Below are 21756 nucleotides of genomic sequence, written 5' to 3'. Positions count from 1 at the left end.
GCGACGCCCGGCGCGGCGAACCCCGCTTTCCCGTCCCCGTCGTTGGTGACCGCCGAGCCGAGGAACAAGCCACGGACGGCCCGCAGCCTCGGCGGCTACCGTTCGTCGGCTGCGGCACCGAGTCCCACCGACCCGGCACATTCAGTCAGGCTGCCTTCTCCCGCGCCCGCCGGGCGGCCTCGCGCACGGAACCGCGGTGCACGGGCCCATGCCCGGGCAGCAGGACGTCGCCGGAGAGCTCCTCGAAGGTGTCCAGTGAGGCGATCGCGCCGCTGCGCTCCCGGTGGAACATGTCGGGCAGCAGCTGCGGTCCCGCCAGGCGTGAGATGGGGTGGCCGCTGACCAGTCCGTCGCCTGATATCACGACCCCCGCCTTCGGCAGGTGGAAGGCGCAGTGGCCCGCCGTGTGGCCGGGGGTGTGCACGGGCACGGGGTGACCGGGCAGGTCGAGAGGCCCTTCGCCCGGGAAGGGCCGCGGGTCGGCGACTGGAATGTGGTCGGTGCCGCCGGAGCGGAGCGCGTGCACGGCCCAGGGCACCACGCCGGGCCGCCAGGCGTTCCGCAGGATCTTTCCGATGGTCACCTGGTGGAGGAAGTCCCGGCGCGCGTGCGGGACTTCCTCCTCGTGGGCGTAGACCGGTGTCCCGTACGTACGGCTGAGGTACTCGGCCGAGCCCAGGTGGTCGTTGTGGGCGTGCGTGATGAGCACGGCCGTGACCGCCTCCGGCGAACTGCCCACGACGGCAAGGGATTCGAGGACCTTGTCCCGGTCTCCGGGGTAGCCGGTGTCGACGAGGGTGACGGCGTCCCCGTCGCTGAGGATCACCCAGTTGGTGTTGCTGCCGTGCACCAGATGGATGCCGTCGGCGACTTGATGAATGTTGGCCCGCATGATCGTCCCGAACCTAGTGAGGCCCCCGACGGATACAGCCAAGCAGATCAACTGCCGTGTCAGCGCAGTGGGTCGGCCGAAGCGCGCATCGACTTCAGGGCCAGCAGCAGTACGGCGATGTCGTCGAAATAGGCGGGGTCGGGCAGTACGTCGGTCGGCAGCACGAGATAGGCGACGGCTCCCCAGAAGACCCAGCGGGGGCCGGTGGGCAGACCGGCCCGGCGGAGGTCGCGCCGGGTGCGGACCAGCCGGACCGTGAGGGTGACCGCCACCGCGAGGGCCGCTGCCAGCAGAACCGCGATGCCGAGAACGAGAATCCACACGCTGGTATCCATGAGCCCATCCTCGCCTCGCCCATTGCTCCTGTTCGTATGCCCAGGTTCGCCCCGCCCGCACCGCGGAGCCGGTCCGACACGCGGCGCGATGCGCCGGAATGCCTCTCACCGGACACCTACCCTGTGCTGTCGGTTGATCACCTTGAGCGAACAGTGGGGTACGCGCGTGAAGATCGCCTGTGTCGGCGGCGGGCCCGCCGGCCTGTACTTCTCCATCCTGATGAAGCGTCAGGACCCGGACCACGACATCACCGTCCACGAGCGGAACCCGGCCGGTTCGACCTACGGATGGGGGGTGACGTACTGGGGGAGTCTGCTCGACAAACTCCAGGCGGGCGACCCCGAGTCGGCGCGCGTAGTCAAGGAGAGTTCGGTCCGCTGGAGTGACGGGGTCGCCCACATCGGTGACCGTACGACAACTCACCACGGCGACGAGGGTTATGGCATCGGCCGCCGACAACTGCTGGACCTCCTCGCCGAGCGGGCCCGCTCCCTGGGCGTGCACGTCGAGTTCGAGCACGAGATCGCCGACGGGGATCCACTGCCCGACGCCGATCTTGTCGTCGCCGGCGACGGCGTCCACAGCGGGGTGCGCGAGCGGCACGCCGGCCACTTCGGCACCGAGGTCGCCCTGGGCCGGAACAAATACATCTGGCTGGGCACCACCAAGGTCTTCGACGCGTTCACCTTCGCCTTCGTGGAGACACCGCACGGCTGGATCTGGTGCTACGCCTACGGGTTCAGCGGGGAGCACAGCACCTGTGTCGTCGAGTGCTCCCCACAGACGTGGACCGGCCTCGGCCTCGACCGCGCGGACGAGGCGACAGGGCTCGCCCTCCTCGAAGGGCTGTTCGTGAAGCTGCTGGACGGGCACGGCCTGATCGGCCGAGCGAACACCGGCGGCGGCGCGCAGTGGCTGAACTTCCGTACCCTCACCAACCGCACCTGGTCCCACGGCAACGTCGTCCTGCTCGGCGACGCCGCCCACACCACGCACTACTCCATCGGCGCGGGCACCACCCTCGCCCTGGAGGACGCCATCGCCCTGGCGGACGCACTGTACGCACAGCCCCAACTCGCCCCCGCCCTCGCCGCGTACGAGAAGGAACGCAAGGCCGACCTCCTCGCCGTACAGAGCGCGGCCCGCCACAGCGCCCAGTGGTACGAGGACCTGCCGCGCTACATCGGACTCCCACCGGACCGGATGTTCGCGCTCCTCGGCCAGCGGCACTCCCCGCTGCTCCCGTACGTTCCGCCGCAGCTCTACTACCGGATCGACCGGGCGGCCGGACAGCTCGAAACGCTGCGCCGGCTCAAGCGATGGCTGGGGCCGAAGGTGGCGCGGACCCTGCACGCGAAGAGAGGGTGACGCTTCGTCAACAACCGACCCGTTTGGCGTGAATGGTGGTGTTGCCCATGTGCTTGGAGATACGCGAGCGTGCTGGGTCATGGACCGTGAACGGAGCAACGCCGCCCTTCCCCTCCCCGTCCCCCTCTCCCGTCGTCAACTCCTCGCGGCCGCGGGCGCCGCCGGTGCCGTCACCGCCGTAGGTGTCGCACCTGCCGTGGCGCGGCCGCGCACCGAACTGTCGCTGTCCTTCACGGCGGCCACCAACGGCTCGGCGGCCCTCGCCCCCGGCGGGGACCGGCTGATCGCCGAGATCCAGAACGTCCTGTGGTCGCTCCCGCGCACGGGTGGCGAGACCGTCCCCCTGACCGCGGCGGGCCTCGAACCGAACCGGCCGGTGTACGCCCCGGACGGCAAGCTCATCGCCTTCTGCGCGTACCGGGGCGGCGGCTTCCACGTATGGACGATGCGGTCCGACGGCTCGGACGTACGGCAGCGCACCGACGGTCCCTGGGACGACCGCGGCCCAGCCTGGTCGCCCGACGGCACCCGTATCGCCTTCGCCTCCGAGCGCGGCGGCGATCCGGTGACCGGCAGCCCGTACCGCATCCATGTGCTGGACCTGAGCACCGGCGACGTCACCCGTGTCACCGGCCTCCCGGATCAGGAAGGCCCCTTGCAGGACGGGGCGTGGGAGGACTTCGACCCCACCTGGTCACCGGACGGCGGACGGATCCTGTTCGTGCGGGCCAAAGGCGTCACCACCTCCACCGGCCTCGGACTCGAGTCACGGACCATCGCCGCCGCCCCCGTAGAGGGCAAGGGTCCGGTGGTCGTGGTGCACACCGAGACCACGGCCGCCCAGGTCATGACCCCCGCTCTCGCACCGGACGGCCGGCGCCTGGCGTATCTGCGGACCACCGCGGCACCCAACGGCTCCTGCACGCTCGTCGTCGACGGCGAACCCGTCGCGGTCGCCGGAGACATCGCACCCGTGCCGCCCCGCTGGACGCCGGAGGGTGAACTGCTGCTCACCGTGGACGGCCGCTTCACCCTCGTGCGGCCGGAGCGGCCGGCGGAGCCGGAGACGGTCCCCTTCGAGGGCGTACTGCCCGTGACGCGGCCGCGCTACCGGGTCAAGGAGTACGACCTGGGGGAGGGGCGGGCGCGCCCGGTGCGGGGCATCCATCTGCCCGCACTCTCGCCCGACGGCCGGAGCATCGCCTTCGCCGCGCTCAACTCGCTCTGGCTGGCGGACAGTTCGGGTGGCCGGGCGCCGGAGCGGCTGCGCCGTTCGGACCCCACCCGTTATCTGCTCGGACCCGCGTGGGCGCGCGACGGACGGTCGCTGCTGTACGCCGACGACCGCGACGGACTGCTCGGCGTCCACCGGCGAGATCTGGCCACAGGGGAGGAGACCGTACTCGCGACCGGGGGACGGGTGCATCCGGCGCTCTCGCCGGACGGGACACGGCTCGCCTGCCTCGACATGACCGGACGGCTCGTCGTCCGCGACCTGGCGGCAGGTACGGAACGGGTGCTCGCGACCCCGCTCGGCGCGGGCGGACTGCCCGGCCGGCCCAGCTGGTCACCCGACGGCCGCTACCTGGCACTGTGCGACCGCAACCGCCTCAACCTCCGCTTCCGAGAGGGCTACAACCTCGTCCGGGTCGTCGACACCACCACCGGCGCCGACCGGCTGCACGCCGTCGGCCCGCACCTGTCCCTCGCCGACCGCTACGACTCCGGTCCCGTCTGGTCGCCCGACGGCCGCTGGATGGCGGTGATCGTCGAGTCCGCGCTCTGTCTGTTGCCCGTCACACCCGACGGCACCCCACGAGGAGCCCTGCGCACCCTCACCACCGAACCGGCCGACCACCCCTCCTGGTCCGGCGACTCGAAAACCCTGCTGTACCTGTCCGGCACCCGGCTGCGCCTCATCGACATCGACGGGGATGGTGACGGCGGACCGGCCCGTACCGTCCGCGTCCCACTCGACCAGCGCAGACCCGTCCCCGCCGACACCGTGGTGCACGCCGGTCAACTGTGGGACGGCACCGGCGAGTCGGTACGGGAGGACGTCGACATCGTCGTACGCGGCGGACGCGTCGCGGCCGTCGAACCGCACCGGCGGCGCGGGGCGCTGCGCCGGATCGACGCCTCGGAGCGGACCGTCGTGCCCGGACTGTGGGACACGCACACCCACCCGTGGCAGGTCACCTACGGCGGCCGCCAGACCGTCGGCCAGCTCACCTACGGCATCACCACCGCCGTCTCCCTCGGCGGGTTCGCCTACGAACAGGCCCGGATCCGGGAGGCGGTGACGGCTGGTCAGCTGGTCGGGCCCCGGCTGCTGACCACCGGCGAACTGCTCGACGGGTCCCGGGTCGCGTACAGCATGGGACGCGCCCACCGGACCAGGGACGGGCTGCGGCGCTCGCTGGAGCGGGGCGCGGCGCTCGACTGGGACTTCGTCAAAACCTATGTGCGGGCGCCGAGTTGGGTGATGGAGGAGGCCGCGCGGTTCGCCCACGAGCGGCTCGGCGTGCGGTCCGGCGGCCATCTGCTCTCGCCCGGCGTGCAACTGGGACAAGACCTGACGACCCATCTGCAGGCCACCCAGCGCGGCGAGTTCGGGCACGCGGTGACCGCGTCCGGGCGTGCCTACCAGGACGTGCTGGAGATCTACACCGCGCGAGGCGTGAACTTCGGTCTCATCGCCACGCCGTTCACGTCAGCGCCGCTGCTCGGCGCGGACCCCGGGCTCGCCGACGACCCCCGGGTCACCGCCGTGATGCCACCGTGGGACGCCGCGGCGGTCCGGCAGTCGGCGGGCGTGCCCCCGACCGCGGCCCAACTCGCCACCCTGCGCACGGAGACCGACATCTACCGGCGGATCCTGGCCGCGGGCGGCCTCGTCGCCCTCGGCACCGACCAGCCGCTCGTCCCCGTCGGACTCTCCCTCCACCTCGGCCTGCGCGCGCTGCACCGGGGCGGCCTGTCCCCGGCGGCCGCCCTGCGCACCGCGACCGTCCTGCCCGCCCGCCTCTTCGGCGTGGACGACCACCTCGGCACGGTCGAGCCGGGCAGGCTCGCCGACCTGACGGTGGTCGACGGCGACCCGTTCACGGACTTCGACACCCTTGTACGGACGGTGTCCGTGCTCCGCGGCGGGGTGCCGTACACGACCGACGACCTCGTGGCCGCGTACGAGCCCACCGCGCGACGCGCGGCGGGCGACGAGGAGGAGTGGCTGGACGTGGGGCGGCTGATGCGGCGCGACGGGTGCTGCGACTCGGGGATCTGAGACGGTGGCGCCCTGCTCACGGGCGGGACGGGTTGTTACTGTCCGGCCCGTGAGTGACCGCCAGTCCCAGTCCCAGACCCAGACCCAGCATGTCCTTCACCTGGTGCGCGAGGTACTCGGCACGGAGGTTGTCGGCGTCTACCTGCACGGCTCCGCCGTCCTCGGCGGTCTGCGGCCGAGCAGTGACCTCGACCTGTTCGTCGTCGCGCGGCGACGCACGACGGAGCACGAGCGGCGGGCCCTCGTCCAAGGGCTGCTCCGGGTCTCCGGCGACGGCGCCAGGACCGGGCCACCGGCCCGCCCCGTCGAACTGACCGTCGTCGCCCAGGACGAGGTCAGGCCCTGGCGGTACCCGCCGCGCTGCGAACTCCTCTACGGCGAGTGGCTGCGCGACGAGTTCGAACGCGACATGGTGCCCGCACCGTCGCCCACGCCCGATCTCGCGCCGTTGATCACGATGGTGCTCCTCGGAGACGCCCCACTGGTCGGCCCGCCTCCCGCGGAGGTCCTCGACCCCGTGCCGCACGAGGACCTCCGGCGCGCGATCGTCGCCGGTGTGCCGGAGCTGCTCGCCGACCTCGAATCGGACACCCGCAACGTCCTGCTGACCCTCGCCCGCATCTGGACGACCCTCGCGACCGGGACCGTGACCTCGAAGGACGGGGCGGCCGCGTGGGTGCTGGACCGTCTTCCGGCCCGGCATCGGCCCGTACTGGCCCGTGCGCGGGCCGCCTATCTCGGGGGCGAGAGGGAGTCCTGGGGTGGACTGATGCCGGACGTCCGCGCACATGCGGATCACGTTGTCCGCGCGATCGAGCAACTAGCCGGACTACGCGGGTAATTGAAGGGAAATTGTCCAGAAATGAACCACGCCCCGCGCGGTATCGAGATCACGGATCGTGCGTCGTCGCAACTAATGTGACGAAAGAGGGCCACAGGGGCCACGCACCGGTATACGCTGCCCGGCACCCCACGTTCGATGCCGCGCCCGTGGGGGCCGGACACCCCGGCCTGCTCGTGTGCGGGTTCAACGGTGCCCCATCGCGAGAGACATACCGTCCGGTCTGACGCTCCACCCCCTCACCGAGACCCGGTGAGCCCAGCCGATCCCGGAAGGCTTCCCGCACCGGGCCCCGGCCAACTTTGGCGTCCGCCACCGGTACGTACGAGCTGTGCGGCTTCTTCCGGTACGGCGCCCCGAATCCCTGTCACGCGGCCTCGGCACGATCTCGGCGCTGACACCCATAGAACGCACCAACGGGACCCCGCCCTGGAACCGTGCGCTGCGGACGCGTCACGACCTGCCGGTCCGGCCGGGAGCGGACGACGGCCTTCAGCCGCTCGGCGCTCAGGCGGAAGCCCAGTCCCGTCGACTGCCTGCCACCCAGTGAGGAACGATGAGCATGCGCGCCCGCACCACCGTAGCTGCGGCCATTTCCGCGGTCCTGTCAGCCTCTCTCACCGCATGCGGTGAGAGTTCCGACGCGGGCAGTGGCGGAGAGGCCGCGTCCATTGGCATCGCCATGCCCACCAAGGTGTCGCAGCGGTGGATCAACGATGGTCAGAACATGGTCGACGAACTCAAGGGATTCGGTTACACCACCACCCTGAAGTACGCCGACAACGACCCCAAGGCCCAGGTCGCGCAGGTGGAGGCGATGATCTCCCAAGGTGTCGACGCCCTGGTCATCGCATCCGTCGACGGGCGTGCGTTCAACGATGTCCTGGGCAAGGCGGAGGACGCCGACATTCCCGTGATCTCGTACGACCGGCTGATACTGGGCAGCTCCGACGTCGACTACTACGCCACCTTCGACAACGTGAAGGTCGGCCGGCAGCAGGCCGACTTCCTCGTCGAGGACCTGGGACTCGTCAACGGCACCGGCAAGGGCCCGTTCACCGTCGAACTGTTCGCGGGCTCCCCCGACGACAACAACACGAAGTTCTTCTACGACGCCTCGATGGAAGTCCTGGAGCCGTACATCCAGAACGGCGACCTGATCGTGAGATCCGGGGAGACCGAAATGGACGTGATGACCACCCCGCGCTGGGACGGGCCCACGGCGGAGAAGCGCATGAACAAGCTGCTCGACGAGCACTACGCGAACGAGAACATCGACGCGGTGCTCTCGCCGTACGACGGAATGTCGATCGGCATCATCAACGCGCTGAAGGACCACGGCTACGGCGAGCCGGGCAAGCCTCTGCCCGTCATCACCGGCCAGGACGCCGAAGTGCCCTCGATCAAGTCGATCATCGACAACGAGCAGTCCCAGACCGTGTACAAGGACACCCGTGAGCTGGCGCTGGTCACCGCCTACATGGTCAACTCGGTGGTCCACGACAAGAAGCCGGTGATCAACGACACCAGAACGTACAACAACGGGAAGAAGGTCGTTCCCGCGTACCTTCTGGAGCCGGTGAGCGTCGACAAGGGCAACTACAAGTCGGTCCTCGTCGACTCGGGCTACCTCAAGAAGAGCGACCTGGACTGAGGCCTGGACTGAGCCGGGGCGAGCGCGCGGGGCGGGAGTGGTCTCCCGCCCCGCGCGCTCCTTGTTCGGCCGGCGTGGGCCGGCGTCAGTTGACGAAGACGGTGGGGCTGCCTTCCTGGCTCGTGTTCTGGACCGGGGCGTACTTGGCGGTGAAGTAGCCGTTGGCGAAGCACAGCGACGAACCGGAGAACTTCGTGAACTGCTGCTTGGCGAACGAGATGCTGTTGTCGGTGTTGTCGGCCGTGCCGGACAGGCTGGGCGCCCGGTAGACGCAGGTGATGCTGCCCAGGAGCGTACGCAGTACGACGGTTGTCTGGATGGTCGAGCCGTCGGCCGGGGTGATGGTGACGCCGCCCTCGGAGGTCACGGCGGTGGTGTAGGGCAGGTTGTCGACCGTGATGCGAGTGACCCCGAGTACACCGACGACGTTGCTGGAGCAACTGGTGCTGTCGAAGGTGTGGCTGGTGACGGACTCGGTGGCGGTGCCGGGCGCGGCCGGGTTGTCGACGACACTTGCCACGAAGGTCGACGACGCGCAGGAGACGCCGCTCGTTCCGGTGCTGCTGGAGTAGAGCGTGGCGTTGGTGCCGGTGGCCAGCGAGGCGCTGAGGACGTCGCCGGTCGCGACGGCCGTTCCGCCGGCGCCGCCGGTGGTCAGGACCGTGCCGTCGGCGGCCGAGGCCGGGCCCGCCGCCGAGAGGGCGAGGGCGGTGACGGCGGCGGCCAGGGCAAGGGAAGTCCGAGTACGCATGCGGGTGCCTCATTCTGGAGTGGGGGCGTGCGAGGGGGCCGCCACCGGTCCGCCGCGCCTTCTCCGTACGAGGCGGACCGGTGGTGGCTGTCGGCCGACCGGCCGGAGGCGTCGAGGGACGGCCTCCGGCGCGGGGCCGGGTGGGGCAGCCGGGCGCGGCCCAGGAGGGGAAGCGGCCGTGCCGGTGCCATGAGGGGTGGATGCGGATCGCACGTGTGGTCTGCCGACCGTGCAGCTGGTCTGCCGGCCGTGTGACGGGATGGAGCCCGGGTGTCGACGTGCGCCGCAGGGCGGATCCGGCGCCACGGATCCCTGCGTAACCTGGGAGAGTTGTAAACCTGAGGGTTGTTCAACGTCAAGACGTAGTAAGGAAGTTGACGATGAACGGGTCACCGGGACGGCCGGTCGGCTCCGTCCGGGACAGCCCTCCACGGGTCCGTCACATTTCCAACTTCGTATTTCCACAAGGCTCTTGACCCTCGCTGATTACCGGGGGTAACTTCCACGGCGGCTACTGCGGCGTAACCAGAAAGCCCTTGTGCTCGCCGGGAGGTACGAGGAGGCGTGCGCCGCAGCCGCTGTCCGCGCCAGGACAACGTGCCACTGAAGCCCTACCTCGCGCTGATCATGCCTTTGGGAGCAGAAATGGCCTCGTCCTCGGACGCCACCTCGTCCGCCGGTTCCACCCCCGATCCGTCCAGCGGATCGGAAAGCGGTTCCACCGCAGAGAGCTCCGAAGTCCCCGCCGACAGACGTGGGCGGGTCCGCCTGCGCCGCGCCGCGGTGATGGCGGTGCCTGCCACCGTGATCGCGGCGGGACTCATGATCCTCACCGCTCAGGGGGCCCTGGGTGTGCAGTTCGCGATCTCCGGAATGCCCTTCACGGTCACCGCGACGAACCTCGACGGTGAGGGCTTCGAGCAGTTCGGCGGCCTCGACCAGATGGCCGCGGGCAGCCCCAACGAGGGCGACACGGGAGGCCAGGTCCTGGTGGTGGTCTCCGCGATCAAGAAGGCGACCCTCACCAAGCTCTGCCAGAGCGTCGACCTCGGCGGCACCAACCTGCTCATCACCGCGGGCCAGGGCGCCCAGAAGGTGTCCGCGACGAACCTGACCACCGATTCCACCGAGCTCTCCGGCGACGCGTCCTTCGACAACATCGAGATCGGGAACGACGCCAGCACGCTCGACAAGGCCGGTGTCCAGGGCCCGAAGGGCGTCTTCAGCCAGCAGGCCGACACCGTTCACATCGCCAACCTCCGGCAGATCAACTACGCCACCACGGCGGCGGTGTTCAAACTCCCCGGCCTGAAGCTCCGCTTCAGCGACCAGGGCTGCTGATGGCCGCCTTCCGGCGGTGGCGGGCCGGCCGTCCGTTCTGGGGCGGGCTGCTGCTCGCCCTGGGCGGGGCGGAGATCCTCCTCACGGAGAAGGCGTCGCTGAAGGTCGTCATGCACATCGGCATGCAGGGCCTGGCCGGCTATCTCCTGCCCGCACTGATGCTGATCTGCGGTCTGCTGATCCTCTTCAACCCCGCCCAACGCCTCTTCTACTCGATCTGCGGCGTCCTGCTCTCGCTGGGCACCTGGCTCACCTCGAACCTGGGAGGTTTCCTGGTCGGGCTCTTCCTCGGCGTCGTCGGCAGCTGCCTCGCCTTCGGCTGGCTGCCGAACCAGGAACCGCGCCGGAGCCGTCCGCGGTGGCGCCGCGGCCGGACCCCGGCTCAGCAGCAGTCGTAGTGCGTGGCCCGACCGCAGGGGGCCGTGGCCGGCGGTACCCCTGCGGTCACTGCACGCCGTGCGGCCGGAACTGGACGCTGATCCGGGGGCCGGCCGCCCGCGCGGTCTTGGGGATCGCGTGTTCCCAGGTGCGCTGGCAGGAGCCGCCCATCACGATCAGGTCGCCGTGCCCGAGCGGTCTGCGAACGGCGGCGCCGCCGTTCCGGGGCCGCAGGAGCAGGTCGCGCGGAGCGCCTACGGAGAGGATGGCGACCATCGTGTCCTCCCGCGCGCCCCGGCCGGTCCGGTCCCCGTGCCAGGCCACACTGTCCCGCCCGTCCCGGTAGTGGCAGAGCCCGGCCGTGGTGAACGGTTCCCCCAACTCGTCGGCGTAGTGCGCGGACAGGGCATCCCGCGCCTCGTCCAGTACGGGGTGCGGCAGCGCGTCGTTAGCCCGGTAGAACGCGAGCAGGCGCGGTACGTCCACCGTGTGCTCGTACATCTGGCGTCGTTCGGCCCGCCAGGGAACGTCGGCGGCGAGCCGCGCGAACAGCGCGTCGGCCCCGGTCAGCCACCCCGGCAGCAGATCGATCCACGCCCCGTCACCGAGCACGGTCCGGTGCAGCCCGTCGAGTGTGCCGAGACGGGTCTCGTCGCTCTGGTCGAAGAGCGACCCCTGGAGGTGCGTGGACATGGGGCCAGGGTACTCGCATATTCGAATACGTGTGCTATCTAGGTCCGTGACCTGGCCCGAGGCACCTTCACTCGCGCCACGCTCCCCGCGTCAACTTACGGGTGAAGCGGTGCATGTGCGGGTCCAGTGAGGTCGGTGGCTCGGCGAGGATCTCCTCCGGGGTCAGCCACCGGATCTCGGTGAACTCCTCCTCGTCGTAGGAGGTGACGTCGGCGGTGTCGGAGCTGAGGACGTACCAGAGGGAGACGTCGGTGTGCTCGCCCTCCCCTCGGGTCCGCGTGACGGTGAGGAAGAAGGGCCGCTCTCCTGCCACGGCGGCCGCGACCGCGGGGATGCGCAGTTCCTCGTCGCACTCGCGGACGACGGTGGCCCACGGGTCTTCGCCCGGTTCCACGTGGCCACCGGTGGGCAGCCACAGACCGGCCTTGCGATGCGCGACCAGCAGCAGGCGCCCGTGTCTCTCGTCGAGGACGACGAAGTAGGCGACGAGGTGCATCGGGGGGACGTCGGGCTTGCGGGTCCGGCACAGCGGCGCACCACTGGCGATCCACTCGGCGGCGGTCCTCAGATGGCTCTGCTCCAGCTCGTCCCAGGGTTCGACGTGCTCCAGCAGGTGGCTCAACCGGGCGCGAAAAGGCTCGCGGTGGTCGTCCGGTCGGCTGCCGTGGTCTGCTGACCCGCTGCGAGATGAAGTCACCCGCGCATCGTGTCAGGCAGGTACGACACCGGGGTCCCGGGCTGCTGTGCCTGTTCAGGGCTACGGCCCCCGGAAACGGCGTGTCCAGGGGCCGGTCCGGCAGGGGGTCAACTCACCACCTGTACCAACGTGACCTGCCTCCCATGGCCGTCGGGCCGCGCATCAGGAAGCCGAGCAACCAGACGACGAGCACGGCGAGGGCGATCCACCAGAGGACCTCCACCGCGAATCCCGCCCCGAAGAGAATCAGGGCCAGTAGCAGAACCAACAGGATGGGGACCATGACCTCCACCTCCTGAGAGGCCGAGTTCCCCGAATCCTGGCCTTACACGGCGAATCCGCGCGGAGCTCTGCGTGACGAATTCATTTTCGGCGTTCTCAGCGTTCTCGGCGTTCGTGCTCGGCGATCTCCTGGGAATGGAGTCAACGTCCTGCCCGAAGTGCCGTCACACGTCATTACCGGTCGATCGCGAGGCGTCACGGAATGCGGCGAACCGTTTTAAACGCCCGAAGGCGGGAAATTTCTCTATCAGTGCTTCGGACAGGAGGCACGTCCGTGGGAGCTGGTTCGCCAGGTCGACGGGTGTGTTCCGAGCGATCCGTATGCGCGCCCTCCCACGGTGACTGTCCCTTCAGGACCCTCTGAGGGAGATGCGACGCACCATGCGAATCGCCGTCAGAACGAAGCAACATCCGCACGACGACGCCCCCGACACGGCCGCGGACTTCGAACGGCTCGCCGCCCTGCCCGAGGGGCCCGAACGCCGAGCACTGCGTGACGAACTGGTCCAGGCCTGGCTGCCCATGGCGAACCGCATCGCCATGCGGTACCGAGGGCGGGGCGAGTCCGTCGAGGACCTCTGCCAGGTCGCGGCCCTCGGTCTGGTCAAAGCGGTCGACCGCTTCGACGCCGACCGTGGCCACGCCTTCGAGAGCTACGCCATCCCGACCATCACCGGTGAGATCAAACGCCACTTCCGCGACCACATGTGGGTCCTGCACGTGCCGCGCCGAGTCCAGGACCTGCGCAACCGGGTGCGCTCCGCGGTGAAGGACCTGTCGCAGACGACCCCGGGACGTCGGCCCACCATCGCCGAGATCGCCGCGTACGCGCAGATGAGCGAGGACGATGTACGAGCCGGATTCGAGGCGCTCGACAGTTTCAGCGCCCTGTCCCTGGACGCCGAACTGCCCGGCAGTGACGACGGCTACGCGCTCGGGGACTCCCTGGGCGAACAGGACCCCGGCTTCGATCTGATCGTCGACCGCGAGGCCGTGAAGCCCTGTCTGGGGGCGCTGCCGGAGCGTGAGAGGACCATCCTCTACCTGCGCTTCTTCCGCGGTATGACCCAGAGTTGTATCGCGCAGGAACTCGGCATCTCGCAGATGCACGTGTCCCGGCTGCTCAGCGGCTGCTGCGCCAAGCTGCGGGAGCAGACGCTCGAAGACAAGGCCGCCTGACAGCCGACCCGCGGCGGCCGCACCGGGCTGGGGGCCGCGCCGACAGACCCAGCCGCCCGTCGCGGGTCTTCCCCGGCCGGGCGGCGGGCGGCGAGCTCACTGCCGAACCCTCCCGGGAGCGGTTTGCCAGTGCGCCGCCACTGTCCGAACTAACCTGTGCGGGCCGAACAAAACACCTTCCGCCCCTCAGGGTGGCAGAGAATCATCCGGAAGGAATGTGGGCCCGTACCGGTCAAGAGCATCTTCCAAAGTGGCCCGGATATCGGGTGGGAGATCGCCTTTCTGGCCCCAGATAATGATCAGCTCGGCGATATTCCGCAGTTTGATGTTCGTGTGCTGGGAGACGTCCCGCAGTACGGTCCAGCCCTGGTCGGGTGTCACCCGCCCCATCGCGACCATCATGCCGATCGCCTGGTCCACCACGGCATGCGAGGTCACGGCTTCCTTCAGCTGGTTGATCTCCTCCTGCAACTCGACGACCTTGGACACGTCTTCTTCCGGCACCGTCGGCTGCGGCGGGCCGCCTGGTTCGTAGGTTCCCGAGTGGGTCTCTGAGGTCATCGTCCCCTCCAGGGCGCGGGGGGCGGCGGGGCTCTGCCTGTTGTCCCGTCGGTGCGTGTCTGCTTCCATCCTCGTCACTCGGTCGGGCGTGTGCCAGTGCGGAGGCGTACCAAGAAAAACGGCAGTGACGCACTGTGTCGAAACGTGTACGGATTGCGAGGTCGGTGGCGGGGGCGCAGGGTGGATATGCCAGTCCAACCCCCACGAAGGACGGAAAACCATGGGTAAGGCAAAGGGCAAGGCCAAGCAGATGAAGGGCAAGATGAAGGAGACCACCGGCAGGGCCATGGACGACACGTCCATGGAGGCCGAAGGCCGGGGCGAACAGATGACGGGCAAGGCCCAGGAACTCTCCGCGAAGGCCGCCGAGCGGATGAAGAAGTCCGGCCGGTAGACCGGCCCACTCGTGCGGGACGCCCCCGAACGGCCGTGCCGGGCCCAGCCCGTGTACGGACGCCGGGGGCGTTCTGCCGCGCCCTCGGTGACCTCTGTGTCCTTCGCCGCCCGTGACGGACGGGATCGGACGAGGTGCGGATGAGGAGCCGCAGGGAACTCGACGCGCTGAAGGCAAGGAGCACTTGGTGCTCCGACGACGTGTGTCCCGCGGGCCGGCCGGCCGTCACCGCACGACTCAACGCCCTGCGGGCGACCTGGTCCTCAGTAATCCGCCCTACCTCCCCACGGCGCCCACCCACCCGGCCGCCGGACGGCCGCGGCGCCGAGCGGGTCTGACTGCATACGGACGGACCGGGGTACTCGCCGCCGCATGCGCAAGATTCTGCGGCGCCCGCTCAGGCGCAAGAAGCCGACCCGCACCGCGACCGAAGAGGTCCTGGAGGAAGTCAAGGAGCAGGGCCACGAGGACGACACGGACACCACGCGGGGGCGAGGCGGCGGGGCGGGCGATCCGATCACCCCGAGTCGCCAGGCGAACAAGGACGTCGTCGAAGGCGACCAGTCCGGCTAGACGTCACGGCCATCGACCTCAGGCACAATCCCGCCGCCGAAGGGAGGGCATTCCCCGTGGACCACACGCAAGCGCCCGTACTCGACGCCCTGCGGCGCTACCACGAGCGGGGCGAACTCGCCTTCACGCCGCCCGGCCACAAGCAGGCACGCGGCGCTGACCCCGAGGCCAGGAAAACGCTCGGGGACGCCGTCTACCACTCCGACCTGCTCGCGTCCGGAGGGCTGGACGACCGCCGTACCGGCTCAGACGTACTGGTGCGTGCCGAGCGGCTGATGGCGGACGCCGTGCACGCCGAGCACACGTTCTTCTCCACCTGCGGCAGTTCCCTGTCCGTCAAGGCGGCGATGCTCGCCGTGGCAGGCCCGAACGAGAAGCTCGTGGTGGGACGTGACGCCCACAAGTCGGTGATCTCCGGCCTGATCCTCTCCGGGACCGAGCCCGTCTGGGTCGACCCCCAATGGGACCCGGAACAGCGCATCGCCCACCCACCAGGACCGGCGGCCTTCGAGGAGGCGCTCACCCGCCACCCCGACGCCAGGGGAGCCCTGGTCACCAGCCCCACCCCGTACGGGAGTTGCGCCGCCCTCGACGAGATCGCGGAACTCTGCCACGGGCACGGGATCCCCCTCGTCGTCGACGAGGCCTGGGGCGCCCATCTGCCGTTCCACCCGGACCTCCCGTCCTGGGCGATGGACGCGGGTGCGGACGTCTGCGTGACCAGCATCCACAAGATGGGCAGCGGACTGGAGCAGGGCTCCGTCTTCCACCTGCAGGGCTCCCTGATCGAGGTGACGACCCTGCGCTCGCGCGCCGACCTGTTCGACACCACCAGCCCGTCGGTCCTCATCTACGCGGGACTCGATGCCTGGCGCCGGCAGATGGCCCTGAACGGCAAGAGCCTGCTGGACGACGTACTGCGCCTCGCCGAACAGGTCCGCTCCGCCATCGACGAGATCCCCGGCCTGCACGTCCTCGGGCACCACGACCTCGTGGGGCCCGGCCTGTCCGTCGACTTCGACCCGCTGCCCGTGGTCATCGACGTCAGGGGTCTCGGCACGAGCGGCTACCGTGCCGCCGACTGGCTGCGCCGGGAGCACCGGCTCGACGTGCACCTGGCCGACCACCGGCGCATCAGCGCCCAGCTCACCCACGCCGACTCGCCGGCCACCACGGACCCGCTGCTCGCCGCCCTGCGCGACCTCGCGGAGCACGCCGGGGAACTCTCGGCGGGGCTGCCGGACATCGAGGTTCCGAGCGGGGAGGACATGCGGCTGGAGCAGGCCTGCCGGCCCCGCGACGCCTACTTCGGCCCGTCCGAGCCTCTACCGCTGGACCGGGCGGCCGGCCGTGTCTCGACCGAGATGATCACTCCGTACCCACCGGGTATCCCGGCGGTGCTGCCCGGCGAACGGCTCACCGAGCCCGTCCTGCGCTACCTGCGGACCGGTCTGGACGGCGGCATGAACCTGCCGGACGCGTCCGACCCGGAATTGCGCACGATCCGTGTCCGCAGGTGAGTCCCCTCAGGGACGTTCTCGGTTCTCGGTTTTCTGGGGATGTTCGCGGCTGATCGCGGCAGAGTCCGCTCGCGCGGCGGCAGGCCGCTCACGGATGATCTCTCGCGCCTTCTCGTCGTCGCGCGGCCCGAGGAATCGCGGATGACGCAGCATGCCAACACCTACTCTGTTCGCCCCCTGCTGCGCTGTTCCGGATCGGCCGGTGACCGTCAGGGGCGGGCGATGTTCTCGAACAGGTCGAGGACCGCCTGGTAGTGGGCGCTGGGCTCGTGGGGAGGGGTGCCGACACTTCCCGAGGTGGGCCGGTCCGTGACGGCGGGCCACAGGCGGGTCTGCCCGCCGGTGACGAAGTCGAGCACGATGTCGCGGATACGTGTGTCACGGCCGGCCTGTTCGGGGCTGCGGCCCGGCTGTTCCTGGCCGACCAGGGCGTACATCTCGGTGCCGTGCACGGCGGGCGCACCCTCGGCGGGCCCGATCGCGAGGAGATGGGCGTTGCCGCCCGCGGCGGCGTGGGCCAGAGCACCGCGAGCGGCGGGGAGCGTGAAAATGTAGTCCGTCAGGAGCGCGGCGCGGACCTCGGCAGGGGTGCGGCCGCCCTGGTCGTAGGTATCGACGATCCTCTTGGCCCGGGAGCGGGGAATGCGCCACCCCGCGACTTCGTCGGTGACGCGATCGACGGCGTGCGGGTCGAACCGGGCGAGGTCGTTCGCCACCCACCAGCCCATCTCGTCACTGACCGTGCTCAGAAGGACGTCGATGTCCCGGTGCGAGCCCGAGGCCAGGACCTCCAGCGGGTGGGCGTGCAGCACCCCGCCGGGCTGTTCGGCGTCCAGGACGACGCCGACGCTCCGGTTGTCCATCCCGCCGCGGACTCCGAGATCCGTCGGGCAGACCTTGTGCAGGGCGGCCACCAGGGAGGCCGCGTCGAGATCGATCAGCTTGTCGGGGTTGCCCGAGACACCGAGTTCGGTGACGAACCGCTCCGCGAGCTCCTCGGCCCACCAGGCCGGGACGAGACGCGAGGGCGCGCCGGAGAACCCGGCCAGTCGCCGGTACAGGCCGTCCGCGGAGGAGGCCCCGAGCAGCCCGAGGGTGGAGTAGGCGCCGGCGCTGTGGCCGAAGACGGTGACGTCATCGGGGTCGCCACCGAAGTGGGCGATGTTCTGCTTGACCCAGGTGAGCGCGGCAATGACGTCCTGCAAGCCGAGGTTGCTGGCCTCGGCGAGCCGCCCGCCGTACTGCGACAGCGAGAGCGCACCCAGTGCGCCGAGCCGGTAGTTGACCGACACGCTCACCACGCGTCCCGTCGCGGCGAGACCGGCGGCGTTCGAGGTGGTCTGCGTGTTCGCGCCGAACTCGAATCCGCCGCCATGGACGTACACGGCCACCGGAAGCGCCCTCCCGGCCGGCTGCTCGGGAGCCCACACGTTCAGGTTCAGGCAGTCCTCGCCCGTCCCGCTGTCCGCTTCGAGCCAGTCGCCGCTGTCGGGCTGGACGGGGGCGACGCCCTTGCGGTCATAGGGGCGGTCCGGGTCGAAACCGGCGACCACGGGGCGGCGGTAACGCTCGGCGGTGGCGTACGGGATTCCCCACCAGGACCGCACCCCTGGTGCAGTCGGAGCCTTGGGCGCGGTCGCGGTCATGGCGTGAGATTCCTTCCGGTGCGGTTCGGTGTTTCGCGCGGCGCGTCGGCGGCTGATCGCTCGCGGTGACGCTCTCCAAGCATTGCCTGGACTCCGGTAAATCGCCGGGCGGACAGCGGTCACGCGGTGGTCACCAGGTGACACTTCGGAAACAGGATCTCGGTGCAGACCATGAACTTCTGCCTGTTGGGCCGCCGCCGCACATGGACAACGGACAGGAGCAAACCCTGTCCATAACTTCCGCTCGAAGATCTACTTCCCGGGGAAGTCCCGCCGGCCGCTCAGCGTGGCGAGCATGGGCTGTGCGGCCAGTTCCACGCCGGGACGCGCGTCACGGAGCAGCCGCCTCGGGTCGGTGGGCAGTGAGCCCAGGAGATCGGTCATGGCCGCTCACCTCTGTCCGGCGACCTGCCGCAGAGTGCGGCCGCTGCGTACCGAGCGGGCCCGGCGCGGATCGGGCGCTCCTCGGTCACCGGGCCGGGCCCGCTCGTCGTCGATCTTCACCAGCAGCCAGGCCTCGTCCTCCCCGTCGCCTGTGCCCTCACCGCCACGGAAGCGGGTCAGGGCGTATCCGCCGCGCAGCTTGGCGCCGTCCAGCCAGAACCTGGCGTGCCCGTGCTCCAGCGACTCTCCGAACGGCACGGGCCGCCCGCGACGGTCATGGCTGAGGGGTCGGTAGGTGCCGTGGTCCCAGACGATGACCGTCCCGCCGCCGTACTCGCCCTCCGGGATCACCCCCTCGAACTCCTCGTACTCGAGCGGATGGTCCTCCGTCGGCACGGCGAGCCGCTTGTCCCGCGGATCGGCGGACGGTCCTTTCGGGACCGACCAGGACTTGAGTACGTCGTCGACCTGGAGCCGGAAATCGAAGTGCGTGGTGCTCGCGTCGTGGATCTGCACCACGAAGCGCGGCCCGTCACCCGAGGACCCGTCCCGGCCGTGGGGCTCCTCGGTCCTGTCGAAGTCACGCCTGCCGCGGTAGGTCCGCAGCGCGCCCTTGTCAGCCACGTCCGGCTCCTTCCCTGGCCCCGCGGGTCCGGCCGCAAGGATCTGCGACCGGTCCCGCAGGCCCCGGGTACCCCTGATGTGCCCGGCCGACTCAGGAACGTACGAGAGGGCCAGGCGCTCGGAGACGCCTGGCCCTCTTCCCGCCGCCCTCAGCAGTCGGGCACGGCCACCCAGGGAACCAGCACGTCGTAGCGCGAGAAACCGGTGACGCCGGTCGTGGTGTCGGTGTGGCGGAACCACTCCTCCTCGTTCACCACGACCCGGCAGTGCACGGTCACGTCGTGCGAGGTGTACCCGTACCCGACGGTCGTGGACGACGGGTCGGCCCGGGTGTGGATCCGGGCCCCGTCCACCAGGTAGCGTCCCGGCTCGTCCTGCGCGACCCGCGTCCCGGCGTCCGTCACGCGGGTTCCGTCGGCGGCCCGGGTCCCCGAGTCCGCCAGTGCCGGGGTCGGCGCGGTGAGTGCGACGGCGGCGACCAGGGTCGTCAGCGCGACCCTGCCCGCGACGTGCGGCCTCATGATGACAGGCTCCTTTCGACTTCCGACGGGATCAGGCGCCGCACACCGGGACGCCGGGCAGCTGGTTGTCCGGGTGGTCCACGTAGTAGCTCGCGATGTAGCCGCGGGAGTCCCCCCGGGTGATGTAGACCCACCAGGGGTTGCCGCTGACGTTCTCCCCCTGCTTCTGGCAGACGGCCTCGAAGGACTGGCCGGGCTGCAACTGCCCGGCCACCGACGGGCAGTTGCCCGGCGACGGGAACCCGTCGCACACGGCCGGGTCGGCCGGGTTGTCGCGGACGTTGACGTCGGTCGCCCAGACGGTGAAGCTCGCCAGGGCCGACGCGCCGTCCGACGCGTCGTTGACGGACGTGGCACCGGTCGAGGCGGCGGTGGCCGGACCGGCCAGTCCGGCCGTCAGAGCTGTCGCGGCGAGGGCCGCAGCGAGAGCGGTACGAAGTCGCATGAAATCTCCCCGTGTTGTCGTGCTTGCCTTACGCACGGCACACGAAGGAGAAGCCCGATCCGTATGACACAAGCGGCCTGTGACGCTCATCACATGTCAAGAGGGCCGCTGTCAGGGGGAGTTGCGAACCTCGCTCGCCGAACACGTGCGCACGTCGGCCGTGTTGCGGGTGCGGACACCGGGCAGCCAGCCCTCCACCTCCGCACGGGTCCTGACCAGGTACCAGCGCGTCGACGTGATGCCGCTCTCGTCCGTCACCAGGGTGCCGCGGGTGACGACGCACGCCGCCGCCAGACGGTCACCGTGCCAGACGCGGCCGGCCGAGTTGCCCGGGGCCGTGTACGCCGCGTACGGATCCTTCGTCAGCCGCAGCGCGCATTCCAGTGTCCGCAGGGGGCGGCACGGCCGCTCGGCGTTGAACACCGTCACCGTGGTCCCGAACCGCGCGGGCGGGCCGGACGGGTTGTCCGCGGCCGGTCGTACGAGCCACCAGGCGCCCAGCACGACGGCGCTCACCAGGACGGCGGCGGCCGCGACCGCCAGGCCGAGCCGCAGGCGCGGGCCGACGACGGCCGGACGGGGTCGGGCGGTGGTGGACCGAATGTTCTCCCACAGCCCGGCCGGGGTCTCGATCTCCTCGTCCGCGGCCCTGAGCCGGTCGCGCAGCAGCGCGGCGACGCGGTCGTCGGACTCTGCGTCAGGCCTCATGCCCCGGCTCCCTTCCTGAGATGCCCGTGTTCTCTTCGGTGGTGTCTCCCGCGTTCCCGTCCAGCAGTGAGCGCAACTTCTCCAGGGCACGCGTGCGATGCCGTGCCGCCGTTCCGCGGTGCACCTTCATGATGCGGGCTGCCTGATCGATGGTGTAGCCGTCCAGGTCGACGAGTATGACCACTCCGGCCTGCCGGGAGGAGAGCCGCCCCAGCAGTCGTACCGCCTCCATCTCGGCGTCGCGGCGTTCCACCCCTCCGTCCCAGGCCGCGGCCACCACCGGGCCGATCGATCCCAGCCTGCCCGACGCGTCCACGGCTCCCGGGGCCTCCACGTCGTCCACCAGGACCTGACGGCGCTCGCGGCGCCGGGTGTCGCGTACGACGCTCAGGAGCGCCGCGAAGGCGTAGGCGTACGGCTCCGGGTGGTCGAGGAAACGCTGGGGCCGCGCGGCCAGTTTCAGATACGCCTCGTGCACGGCGTCCTCCGCCCAGGCTCTCGTCCCGGCCAGCATGACCGCTCTTCGGTAGAGCCGGGGGAGAAGATCGCAGAAGGTGTCGTCGAAGCGGGCCGGTGGTGACGGCGAGGGACCGGTCGGCGAGTGGCCCATGTGCTCGAATATCTCCCCGAAATGAAGCCGGGCGGGCCGTCGCCTGCCCGCCGTGCGGTGTGCCGAGTGATC

Annotated in this window: 24 protein-coding genes; 10 read left to right on the top strand and 14 right to left on the bottom strand. The window is 70.3% G+C overall.

All coding sequences use genetic code 11. The annotated features are described in order from the left end of the window. Positions 1-145: 145 nt before the first annotated feature. Positions 146-892 (bottom strand): MBL fold metallo-hydrolase, encoded by a 747-nt coding sequence (locus AB0I18_RS36650; protein ID WP_363110015.1) that lies wholly within the window; start codon positions 890-892, stop codon positions 146-148. 59 nt (positions 893-951) lie between these two features. Next, positions 952-1227 carry a YkvA family protein gene (locus AB0I18_RS36645; protein ID WP_363110014.1) on the bottom strand — a complete coding sequence of 92 codons (276 nt, stop codon included), beginning with the start codon at positions 1225-1227 and terminating at the stop codon, positions 952-954. A gap of 166 nt (positions 1228-1393) precedes the next feature. Here AB0I18_RS36645 and AB0I18_RS36640 point away from each other — a divergent pair, with 166 nt between their 5' ends. The 4 genes from AB0I18_RS36640 to chvE all read left to right on the top strand — a co-directional run bounded on the left by AB0I18_RS36640 (position 1394) and on the right by chvE (position 8377). Further along, complete coding sequence (locus AB0I18_RS36640; RefSeq protein ID WP_363110013.1) at positions 1394-2596, top strand: FAD-dependent monooxygenase; 1203 nt, start codon at positions 1394-1396, stop codon at positions 2594-2596. A gap of 79 nt (positions 2597-2675) precedes the next feature. Beyond that, entirely contained in the window at positions 2676-5882 is a 3207-nt protein-coding gene (locus AB0I18_RS36635) for an amidohydrolase family protein (RefSeq protein WP_363110012.1), read from the top strand. Between the two features lie 49 nt (positions 5883-5931). Beyond that, a complete protein-coding gene (locus tag AB0I18_RS36630; protein WP_363110011.1) occupies positions 5932-6723 on the top strand; it encodes an aminoglycoside adenylyltransferase family protein in 792 nt (263 codons plus the stop codon). Between the two features lie 562 nt (positions 6724-7285). Further along, entirely contained in the window at positions 7286-8377 is a 1092-nt protein-coding gene (chvE, locus tag AB0I18_RS36625; RefSeq protein ID WP_363110010.1) for a multiple monosaccharide ABC transporter substrate-binding protein, read from the top strand. A gap of 85 nt (positions 8378-8462) precedes the next feature. On the opposite strand, the gene AB0I18_RS36620 is transcribed toward chvE, so the two are convergent. Continuing rightward, on the bottom strand, positions 8463-9128 hold the full coding sequence (locus AB0I18_RS36620; RefSeq protein ID WP_363110009.1) for a Tat pathway signal sequence domain protein: 666 nt from the start codon (positions 9126-9128) through the stop codon (positions 8463-8465). A gap of 645 nt (positions 9129-9773) precedes the next feature. On the opposite strand from AB0I18_RS36620, the gene AB0I18_RS36615 reads away from it, so the two are divergent. Together AB0I18_RS36615 and AB0I18_RS36610 are read left to right on the top strand one after the other, a co-directional pair. Next, positions 9774-10469 (top strand): DUF6230 family protein, encoded by a 696-nt coding sequence (locus AB0I18_RS36615; protein WP_363110019.1) that lies wholly within the window; start codon positions 9774-9776, stop codon positions 10467-10469. Next, positions 10469-10867, top strand: coding sequence for a DUF6114 domain-containing protein (locus tag AB0I18_RS36610; protein ID WP_363110008.1), 399 nt, complete (start codon positions 10469-10471; stop codon positions 10865-10867). Before AB0I18_RS36615 ends, AB0I18_RS36610 begins: the two co-directional genes overlap by 1 nt. 46 nt (positions 10868-10913) lie before the next feature. Here the strand turns inward: AB0I18_RS36610 and AB0I18_RS36605 are convergent, their stop codons facing one another. The 3 genes from AB0I18_RS36605 to AB0I18_RS36595 form a co-directional block, all read right to left on the bottom strand. After that, positions 10914-11540, bottom strand: a complete 627-nt coding sequence (locus tag AB0I18_RS36605) for an alpha-ketoglutarate-dependent dioxygenase AlkB (RefSeq protein ID WP_363110007.1) — start codon at positions 11538-11540, stop codon at positions 10914-10916. 67 nt (positions 11541-11607) lie between these two features. Further along, positions 11608-12237: an NUDIX domain-containing protein gene (locus AB0I18_RS36600; RefSeq protein WP_363110006.1), complete on the bottom strand. Its 630-nt coding sequence runs from the start codon at positions 12235-12237 to the stop codon at positions 11608-11610. Positions 12238-12349: 112 nt separating this feature from the next. Further along, a complete protein-coding gene (locus AB0I18_RS36595) occupies positions 12350-12520 on the bottom strand; it encodes a hydrophobic protein (RefSeq protein WP_363110005.1) in 171 nt (56 codons plus the stop codon). Between the two features lie 380 nt (positions 12521-12900). Between AB0I18_RS36595 and AB0I18_RS36590 the strand changes: the two genes are divergently transcribed. Further along, positions 12901-13698: an RNA polymerase sigma factor SigF gene (locus AB0I18_RS36590; protein ID WP_363110004.1), complete on the top strand. Its 798-nt coding sequence runs from the start codon at positions 12901-12903 to the stop codon at positions 13696-13698. 186 nt (positions 13699-13884) lie between these two features. On the opposite strand, the gene AB0I18_RS36585 is transcribed toward AB0I18_RS36590, so the two are convergent. Continuing rightward, complete coding sequence (locus tag AB0I18_RS36585; RefSeq protein WP_363110003.1) at positions 13885-14259, bottom strand: ANTAR domain-containing protein; 375 nt, start codon at positions 14257-14259, stop codon at positions 13885-13887. A gap of 220 nt (positions 14260-14479) precedes the next feature. Here AB0I18_RS36585 and AB0I18_RS36580 point away from each other — a divergent pair, with 220 nt between their 5' ends. The 3 genes from AB0I18_RS36580 (at position 14480) to AB0I18_RS36570 (ending at position 16746) form a co-directional block, all read left to right on the top strand. Next, on the top strand, positions 14480-14653 hold the full coding sequence (locus tag AB0I18_RS36580) for a CsbD family protein (protein ID WP_363110002.1): 174 nt from the start codon (positions 14480-14482) through the stop codon (positions 14651-14653). A gap of 372 nt (positions 14654-15025) precedes the next feature. Continuing rightward, a complete protein-coding gene (locus AB0I18_RS36575) occupies positions 15026-15226 on the top strand; it encodes a hypothetical protein (RefSeq protein WP_363110001.1) in 201 nt (66 codons plus the stop codon). Positions 15227-15282: 56 nt separating this feature from the next. Then, positions 15283-16746: an aminotransferase class I/II-fold pyridoxal phosphate-dependent enzyme gene (locus tag AB0I18_RS36570; protein ID WP_363110000.1), complete on the top strand. Its 1464-nt coding sequence runs from the start codon at positions 15283-15285 to the stop codon at positions 16744-16746. Between the two features lie 209 nt (positions 16747-16955). Here the strand turns inward: AB0I18_RS36570 and AB0I18_RS36565 are convergent, their stop codons facing one another. The 7 genes from AB0I18_RS36565 to AB0I18_RS36535 all read right to left on the bottom strand — a co-directional run bounded on the left by AB0I18_RS36565 (position 16956) and on the right by AB0I18_RS36535 (position 21684). Continuing rightward, positions 16956-18392, bottom strand: a complete 1437-nt coding sequence (locus tag AB0I18_RS36565; RefSeq protein ID WP_363109999.1) for a carboxylesterase family protein — start codon at positions 18390-18392, stop codon at positions 16956-16958. A gap of 252 nt (positions 18393-18644) precedes the next feature. Then, on the bottom strand, positions 18645-18776 hold the full coding sequence (locus AB0I18_RS36560; RefSeq protein WP_363109998.1) for a hypothetical protein: 132 nt from the start codon (positions 18774-18776) through the stop codon (positions 18645-18647). A gap of 6 nt (positions 18777-18782) precedes the next feature. After that, the gene (locus tag AB0I18_RS36555; RefSeq protein ID WP_363109997.1) at positions 18783-19400 is read right to left on the bottom strand and encodes a DNA polymerase ligase N-terminal domain-containing protein; all 618 of its coding nucleotides are present in this window, start codon (positions 19398-19400) and stop codon (positions 18783-18785) included. Positions 19401-19549: 149 nt separating this feature from the next. Continuing rightward, complete coding sequence (locus AB0I18_RS36550) at positions 19550-19921, bottom strand: hypothetical protein (protein WP_363109996.1); 372 nt, start codon at positions 19919-19921, stop codon at positions 19550-19552. A gap of 31 nt (positions 19922-19952) precedes the next feature. Further along, on the bottom strand, positions 19953-20366 hold the full coding sequence (locus AB0I18_RS36545; RefSeq protein WP_363109995.1) for a hypothetical protein: 414 nt from the start codon (positions 20364-20366) through the stop codon (positions 19953-19955). Between the two features lie 111 nt (positions 20367-20477). Continuing rightward, positions 20478-21074 (bottom strand): hypothetical protein, encoded by a 597-nt coding sequence (locus AB0I18_RS36540; RefSeq protein WP_363109994.1) that lies wholly within the window; start codon positions 21072-21074, stop codon positions 20478-20480. Further along, a complete protein-coding gene (locus AB0I18_RS36535) occupies positions 21064-21684 on the bottom strand; it encodes an RNA polymerase sigma factor (protein WP_363109993.1) in 621 nt (206 codons plus the stop codon). Before AB0I18_RS36535 ends, AB0I18_RS36540 begins: the two co-directional genes overlap by 11 nt. Positions 21685-21756: the final 72 nt, after the last annotated feature.

The organism is Streptomyces sp. NPDC050704, assembly GCF_040654355.1.
Classification (GTDB): domain Bacteria; phylum Actinomycetota; class Actinomycetes; order Streptomycetales; family Streptomycetaceae; genus Streptomyces.
The sequence above is the reverse complement of the archived record's forward strand: the minus strand, read 5'-3'. Positions and strand labels throughout refer to the sequence as shown.